This window comes from Mesorhizobium sp. M2A.F.Ca.ET.042.01.1.1, assembly GCF_003997405.1.
GTDB lineage: Bacteria > Pseudomonadota > Alphaproteobacteria > Rhizobiales > Rhizobiaceae > Mesorhizobium.
Window position 1 is genome coordinate 1 of the sequence record NZ_RZRX01000285.1, and the last position, 7,419, is coordinate 7,419.

General features: G+C 63.7%; 7 protein-coding genes. 3 read left to right on the forward strand and 4 right to left on the reverse strand.

Features of this window, described 5'->3' with window-relative positions; all coding sequences use genetic code 11:
• Nucleotides 1–570: outer membrane protein (locus tag EOA23_RS29360; RefSeq protein ID WP_145966510.1), on the reverse strand; the 570-nt coding region annotated here is incomplete at its 3' end.
• Between the two features lie 159 nt (nt 571–729).
• On the opposite strand from EOA23_RS29360, the gene ade reads away from it, so the two are divergent.
• Nucleotides 730–2,547, forward strand: coding sequence for an adenine deaminase (ade, locus tag EOA23_RS29365; RefSeq protein WP_127306709.1), 1,818 nt, complete (start codon nt 730–732; stop codon nt 2,545–2,547).
• 6 nt (nt 2,548–2,553) lie between these two features.
• On the opposite strand, the gene EOA23_RS29370 is transcribed toward ade, so the two are convergent.
• Nucleotides 2,554–3,717, reverse strand: a complete 1,164-nt coding sequence (locus EOA23_RS29370; RefSeq protein WP_127306710.1) for an alpha/beta hydrolase — start codon at nt 3,715–3,717, stop codon at nt 2,554–2,556.
• Nucleotides 3,718–3,822: 105 nt separating this feature from the next.
• On the reverse strand, nt 3,823–4,899 hold the full coding sequence (locus EOA23_RS29375; protein WP_127306711.1) for an alpha/beta hydrolase: 1,077 nt from the start codon (nt 4,897–4,899) through the stop codon (nt 3,823–3,825).
• 235 nt (nt 4,900–5,134) lie between these two features.
• On the opposite strand from EOA23_RS29375, the gene ilvA reads away from it, so the two are divergent.
• Together ilvA and EOA23_RS29385 are read left to right on the forward strand one after the other, a co-directional pair.
• Nucleotides 5,135–6,391, forward strand: a complete 1,257-nt coding sequence (gene ilvA, locus EOA23_RS29380; RefSeq protein WP_127306712.1) for a threonine ammonia-lyase IlvA — start codon at nt 5,135–5,137, stop codon at nt 6,389–6,391.
• Nucleotides 6,388–6,948, forward strand: a complete 561-nt coding sequence (locus tag EOA23_RS29385; protein ID WP_127306713.1) for a DUF1697 domain-containing protein — start codon at nt 6,388–6,390, stop codon at nt 6,946–6,948. Before ilvA ends, EOA23_RS29385 begins: the two co-directional genes overlap by 4 nt.
• Before the next feature lie 10 nt (nt 6,949–6,958).
• Here the strand turns inward: EOA23_RS29385 and EOA23_RS29390 are convergent, their stop codons facing one another.
• Nucleotides 6,959–7,246 carry a DUF2218 domain-containing protein gene (locus EOA23_RS29390; protein WP_127306714.1) on the reverse strand — a complete coding sequence of 96 codons (288 nt, stop codon included), beginning with the start codon at nt 7,244–7,246 and terminating at the stop codon, nt 6,959–6,961.
• Nucleotides 7,247–7,419: the final 173 nt, after the last annotated feature.

The window sequence follows — 7,419 nt, forward strand, 5'->3', positions numbered from 1 at the left end:
CTCCTTGCCGAAATCGTAGTAGCGGTATTGCGCGCCGACGACGACATTGTTGGTCAAGGCATAGTCGATGCCGGCGCCGAGCGTCCAGCCGGTGCTGGTACGGGTCCGGGCAAAGCTTGTGCCTGCCGTCTGCGAGGTTTCGATGCCGGCGAACGCGACGCCACCAATGCCATAGATCAGCAGGCGATCCATGGCGTAGCCTGCCTTGGCATCGACCGATCCGAACCATTTGACGTCGGTGCCGAAGGTGTTTGCCGGGGCGGCATCGGCGGTGCCGTCGATCGAGGTGTAGTTGAGGTCGGCCTCGGCGCCGATCACGGCCTGGGCGAACTGCCAAAGGCCCGCGACATGGCCGCCGACGAAACCGCCGTCGATGTCGGGCTTGACCGAACCGCCGTCGACGGTGATGTCGGACCGGCCCCAGCCGTAGCCGGCCTGCATGCCGGCGTAATAGCCGGTCCAGTCGAAGCCAGGCGCGGTCATCGGCAGATCAGCGCCCAGATCCGCCGCCCAGGCAGACCCGGACAGCAGGGCAAGAAAGCCGGCACTGGCGAGCGTCAGTCGACGCATCGAGCACTCCGAAATGGCGGTTCCGAAAGACTCCTTGGGAAAGACTAGCCTCTTTCGCCGCTGAACGGAATTGCATCTCTGCAACAGTGGTTTACGACCTGATGCTCTGGCTACAGGCACCGACATTTGCCAAAGTGCCTCAAGCAGAGGAACTCGCCAATGACGAACGCCAAGCCGACAAGCGCCGTAAAACCGAAGCCGTGGACCGAAGTGGCGACACATCTGGTCGATGTCGCGATGGGCCGAAAGCCCGCGGATCTGGTCATCCGCAACGGGCGCTGGGTGAACGTCCATTCGGGCGAGATCATCCCCGGCACCGATATCGCGATCGCCGCCGGCCGCTTCGCCTATTGCGGGCCGAATGCTGGCCATGCCATCGGGCCGGCTACCAGGGTCGTCGATGCCGGCGGGCGCTATCTGGTGCCCGGCCTTTGCGATGCGCACATGCATGTCGAAAGCGGCATGGTGACGGTGACGGAGTTCTGCCGCGCGGTGATCCCGCATGGCACCACCTCGATGTTCATCGATCCGCACGAGATCGCCAATGTGCTCGGACTACCGGGAGTCAGGCTGATGCATGACGAGGCGGTGGCGATGCCGATCAACGTGCATGTGCAGATGCCCTCCTGCGTGCCGTCGGCGCCGGGACTGGAGCATGCCGGCGCCGAATTGACGGTCGCCGACGTGGCCGAGGCCATGACATGGGACAACATCATCGGGCTTGGCGAGGTGATGAATTTCCCCGGCGTCGCCGCCAACAATCCGGTGATGTCGGGCGAGATTGCCGAGACGGTCAAGGCCGGCAAGACGGTCGGCGGCCATTATGCATCGCCCGATCTCGGCCTGCCGTTTCACGGCTATGTCGCGGGCGGGGCGGAGGACGACCATGAAGGCACGCGCGCCGAGGACGCGATCGCGCGCGTGCGCCAGGGCATGAAGGCGATGCTGCGGCTGGGGTCGGCCTGGTACGACGTCGCGGCGCAGATCAAGGCGGTGACCGAAGGCGGCATCGACCCGCGCAACTTCATCTTGTGCACCGATGACAGCCATTCCGGCACGCTGGTGCACGAAGGCCATATGGACCGGGTGGTACGGCATGCCATCCAACAGGGCCTGAAGCCGGTGACGGCGATCCAGATGGCGACGCTCAACACCGCGCAGCATTTCAGGCTGGAGCGCGAGATCGGCTCGATCGCGCCGGGGCGACTGGCCGATCTTCTGATTGTTTCGGACCTTGCCCGGATGACCATCGACGAGGTCTATGGCCGCGGCGTCAGGCTGGCGAAGGCCGGCAAGCTCGAGATCGACATCCCCGCCTATGACTATCCGCAATCGGCGAAGAACACGGTCAAGCTCGGCAGGAAGCTCGCGGCGAAGGATTTCGACATTTCTGCGCCGCAGGGCGCCAACGAGGTGCGGGCGCGGGTGATCGGCGTGATCGAGAACCAGGCGCCGACGCGGGCGCTGGAGGCCGACCTGCCCGTCGAGGACGGGTTGGTCGCCATGGATCGGCGCAACGACATTTGCCAGATCGCCCTCGTCGAGCGCCATCGCGGCACGGGCGGCATCACCAATGCCTTCGTCTTCGGCTTCGGCTATGTGGAAGACTGCGCGATGGCGTCGAGCGTGGCGCATGACGCGCACCACATCATCGTCGTCGGCACCAACAAGCAAGACATGGCTTTGGCCGTCAACCGGCTGGGCGAGGTTGGGGGAGGCGTGGTGCTCTATTCCAAGGGCAAGGAACTGGCGCTGGTCGAGATGCCGATCGCCGGCCTGATGTCCGACGAACGCGCCGAGATCGTCGCGGCGAAAGCCGAGCAATTGACAGAGGCCATGCGCAAGGTCGGCTGCTCGCTCAACAACGCCTATATGCAGCACTCGCTGCTGGCGCTGGTGGTTATCCCGGAGCTCAGGATATCGGATGTCGGTCTTGTCGACGTGACGACCTTCCAGAAGGTCGATCTTTTTATCTAAAGCAGGTCATCCGCCTGTGGCGATGGTCAGCACCTTGAATGGTGTGGTTATGACCACTTCGGCCACCGATCCCACGGCTTTGCCGAGGCCTTGGCCGATATTGTCCAACCCGGCGCCCTGAGGTTCGCCCGCGCGCAGGGCCGCCGGCGTGCGCAGCCGGTCGCCAAGCAATTGCACCAGGATCGGGTTATCGGCGAATTTGGCATGGTTCAAACGGTCGCCGCCTTTGGTATTGGTCAGATCCGCAACAACCACGCCGTAACTCGCGAGATCGGCCGCATTGCCGTAGTCGCCGACGCGCGGCTTGTCGCCGGAGATGAAGCTCGACAGCTTTAGCGCTCGGTCGTCGCCTGAAAGCAGGATGGCGAAGGGCTTGTCGGGCTTGCCGTAGCGGATCATCTGCTTCTTGAAGACGTCGACGTCGATGTCGGGCGACGCCAGAACGACATAGCCGAGCTTGCCGTTGAGATCGCGGTCTCCGGTGATGGCGAGCTGGCGCAGCGCCTCCATCGTCAGCCAGGTTCCCATCGAATGGGCGATGATGTCGATGCTCTTCACATGTGTCTTGGCAAGCATCCTCAGCGTCGCCTCGAGATCGTCGCGCGCGGCGGTGGAGCTGTCCTTGTCATAGATATAGCCGGTCGTCTTGCCGCTCGACGCCCAGGAAAACAGCACTGGTGTGCCGGGATAGTTCGTGTCATGCGCGATCTGCGTCAGGCGATAGACACCGTCGTCGAAGCCGTTGTTGAAGCCGTGCACGAAAACCAGGGCGCGGTCGCCACTTGTGGCGATGTTGGCGCCGACCGCCTTGGCGAATTGCGAGGCGTCTGCATAGTGGACGACGTCGGTGGCGGTGAACTGCTTGGCCGGGTTGCTGTCGGCCGATCCTTTGGCGCGCTCGATCGCGCCGACCTCATGGATCCTTGGAACCGTGACATCGACACGGGCGTAGCTGGTGGTCAGCGACCTGTCGCCGTCGAAGACCTGCCGCGGATCCTTGGTCGCCTGCTGGCGGGTGGTGGCGACGAAGATCTCATGCGTGGCGGCAATGTCGGACGCTGGCGCGGTGACGGGCTTGCGGTTGAGAAGGTCATGCGCGCTCTGGCCGGCGCAGCCGCTGACGGCGAGCGCGAACGCAAGGCCAAGCACGATCCTAACACGCAATATCACCCGGGATCCCCCAAGGGCGGCAAACCTCTCCGACTATTCCGATAAAGCCAGAAGCCGGCCGGGTCCAGTTCTAAAGTCAATGCAAGGCGATGCCGCGCAATCGCGTTACTGGCTGGCGAGCTGGCGGATGCGGTCCGTCACGTCCCGGTCGCTGGCAAAGCCGTCGTCCTCGCGCAGCCGCTGGCCGATCATTTGCACCATCATCGGATTGTCGGCGAATTTGGTGTGATTGAAACTGTCGCTGCCCTTCATCTTGGAAAGGTCGACCACCGTGACGCCATAGGAGGCGAGGTCGGCGGCGTCCCGATAGTCACCGACGCGCGGCCGCGAGCCGGCAATCAGGCTGGAGAGCCGCAGCGCCCGGTCGTCGTCCGACAGGAGCAGGATGAAGGGCTTGTCCGGCTTGCCGTAACGCCGCATCTGGCTCTTGAAGACGTCGACATCGATATCGGGCGAGGCGAGCACCACGTCGCCCAGCTTGCCGCTCAGATCGCGGTCGCCGGTGATGGCGAGCTGGCGCAGTGTCTCCATCGTCACCCAGGTTCCCATCGAATGGGCGACGATGTCGATGCGCCGGGCGCCGGTCTGCGCCAGCATCCTGAGCGTCACTTCCAACTGGTCCCGGGCGGCGGCGGCACTTTCCTTGTCATAGACATAATCGGTGGTCTTGGCGCCTGACGCCCAGGAGAACAGTACCGGCGTGCCCGGATAGCCGGAATCATGGACGATCTGGGTCAGCCTGTAGACGGCGTCGTCGAAGCCGGTGTTGTAGCCATGGACAAAGACCATCACACGTCCGCCGCGGGCGTCGATGTCGGCGTTGAGGGCGCTGGTGAATTTGGGCTGCGTATCGTAGCCGACGACTTCCGAGGCCATGAAATACTTGGTCGGATCGTCCGACTTGCCGCGCGAGCGGCGCTCGATCTGGCCGGTCTGGTGAATCGGCGGAACGGTGACGTTGACACGGGCGTAGTTGAGCGTCGCGGAGCGCTCGCCATCGAAGACCTTGTTCGGATCGTCGGACCGCTTGCGCGTGGTGGCGATGAAGATCGAATGGTTGCCGGCGATCTCGGTCGCCTGCGTCGGCACGACCACGCTGCCCAGGATTTCCTGCGTCTGGGGACCCGCGCAGCCTGCCGTCAGCAGTGCAAGGGCAATGATGAAAATCGTCTTCAACCGCACGTCGACACTTCCGCTGCAATTCCACTTTGGCCGCGATTGGCCGTCACCTCCGCGGAAATCTCCCGGACAGCCGAAGTGCGGCTAAAGTAAGTCGTGTCCAGCGGAAATTGGCTCAGCGCCGGGCGAGGACCATGGTGGTGTTGCGCGAAAGCCAAAAGAGCGGCAGGAAGGTTGCCGGCACCGGCAGGCAGGGGTGCTGGCGCGTGCCGGCGAAATCGAAAATGAGGGACTTGTGGTGAACAGCTTTTCCGCCCCCGTCGCTATGGCCGCCGAAGCGATCCGCGAAATCTTTCCGGAAACGCCGCTCCAGGAGAACGACTATCTGTCGAAGAAGACCGGCGCCCGCGTGCTTTTGAAGCGCGAGGATCTGACGCCGGTGCGTTCCTACAAGATCAGGGGCGCCTTCAATTTCTTCCGCAAGGCGCTTGCCGCCGGCAACAATGCCGAGCTGTTCGTCTGCGCCTCGGCCGGGAACCACGCGCAAGGCTTTGCCTTTGTCTGCCGCCATTTCGGAAAGAAGGGCGTAGTGTTCATGCCGGTGACGACGCCGCAGCAGAAGATCGACAAGACGCGGCTGTTCGGCGGCGATTTCGTCGAGATCAGGCTGGTCGGCGACTTCTTCGACGATTGCTACCGCGCCGCCTTCGAATTCACCGAAAGCGCCGGCGCGCATATGGTACCGCCCTTCGACCATAAGGACATCATCGAGGGCCAGGCGACGGTCGCCTACGAGATCGCGGCGCAGATGCCGGGCGGGCGCGTGCCCGATATCGTCATGCTGCCGGTGGGCGGCGGCGGCCTTGCCGCCGGCGTGACCCACTATTTCGCCGACCAGCATCGCGATCCGCGCTTCGTGTTCTGCGAGCCGGCGGGCGCGCCGAGCCTGCGTGAGAGCTTGGCCAGCGGCAAGCGGGTGAAGCTCGCCAAGGTCGATAATTTCGTCGACGGCGCCGCGGTGGCCGAGATCGGCCGCGAGCCGCTGCGCCACCTCAAGGATTTCAGCGCCGATGCCGTGCGGCTGGTTCCGGAGAACCGGCTCTGCGCCACCATGATCGAGATGCTCAATGTCGAGGGTGTGGTGCTGGAGCCCGCCGGCGCGCTGGCGATCGACGCGCTCAAGGATTTTTCGCGCAAGGAGATCAGGGGCAAGACCATCGTCGCGGTCGTCTCCGGCGGCAATTTCGATTTCGAGCGGCTACCCGACGTGAAGGAGCGGGCGCTGCGCTTCGAGGGGTTGAAGAAGTATTTTATCATCCGCTTCCCGCAGCGGCCGGGCGCATTGCGCGATTTCCTCGAAATGCTCGGTCCAGACGACGACATCGCCCGCTTCGAATATCTGAAGAAGTCGGCGCGCAATTTCGGCTCGGTGCTGATTGGCATCGAGACCAAGGACCGGCGCAATTTCGACCTGCTGAAGGCCAATTTCGACGCCGAGGGCGTGCAGTATCAGGACATCACCGACAACGAGACCCTGGCGGGCTTCATCATATGAGCGCAAAGCGAGGCACGGTCTTCTTCGCGTTGTTTTCCGGCATCAATGTCGGCGGCAACCGCATCGTCAAGATGGCGGAGCTCAAAGCCTTCTTCGAGGGCCTCGGCTTCACCGATGTCGCGACCTATGTGCAGAGCGGCAACGTCGTGTTCCGGGCGAAGAAGGGGGATGAAGCGGAGCTGACCAAGCAACTCGAGGCGGCCTTTGAGAAGAAATGGGGTTTCAATTCGCGCATCATGGTGCGCGATGCCGGCTGGTTCGAGCGGCTGGTGAAGGACAATCCCTATCCCGAGGTCGCCGGCGACCCCACCAAGCTGCACGCCTATGCGCTGGAGCGGGAGCCGACCGCCGAGGAGACGCAGCGGCTCGCCGACAAATGCACCGGCCCCGAGCGCTTCGAGATCAAGGGCGACGTGCTTTTCCTGCACGCGCCGGACGGGCTCGGCAAATCGGTGTTCGCAAACCTCATCGGGCGCACGCTGAAGGTGCCGGGCACGGCGCGAAACTGGCGCAGCGTGCTGGCGTTGCTCGAGATGGCCGGAAAAGCCTGCGGCTGATCGCCGATTGTCAGGCGGCCTTTTGCCAGTCGAAAATCAATTCCTCGCGGAAGGCGAAGCGCTTGATGTGGTCGGCGACTACCGTCTCCAACCGGTCCAGCGAAGCTTCATCGTCGGCGGCCAAAGCGATGTGCAGCGCCTGATCGTCGGCGTCCATGACGGTGCGGCCGATCGAGAGCTGGATGGCGCCGTGCCGCGGGTCGAACTCGACCGGAAATTTGTGCGACCAGTGCTTGCAGAGCTGCTGCAGGTAGCGGCTGGCATGTTCGGTGGCGACATCGGCGCGGCTGGTCGGCATGAAATTCTCCTGGCGGATGAAGAAACGCCAGCCTGGATGAGGCTGGCACCAATTCCCGGTAGATAGGCGGCAGCTGGCGAAGCGCCAGCGGCGGCCCCGTCAAATCGGCGCGGGTTCGCCGGGTTTACCAGACGCCCGTGTTCGCCATCGACGCCCAAGGTTCGGCCTTTGCC

What these genes read in the sequence shown, in the direction of transcription:
- EOA23_RS29385 (WP_127306713.1), top strand. Translation starts at nt 6,388, where the DNA reads ATGAGCGCAAAGCGAGGCACGGTCTTCTTCGCGTTGTTTTCCGGCATC.
- ade (WP_127306709.1), top strand. Translation starts at nt 730, where the DNA reads ATGACGAACGCCAAGCCGACAAGCGCCGTAAAACCGAAGCCGTGGACC.
- EOA23_RS29390 (WP_127306714.1), bottom strand. Translation starts at nt 7,246, where the DNA reads ATGCCGACCAGCCGCGCCGATGTCGCCACCGAACATGCCAGCCGCTAC.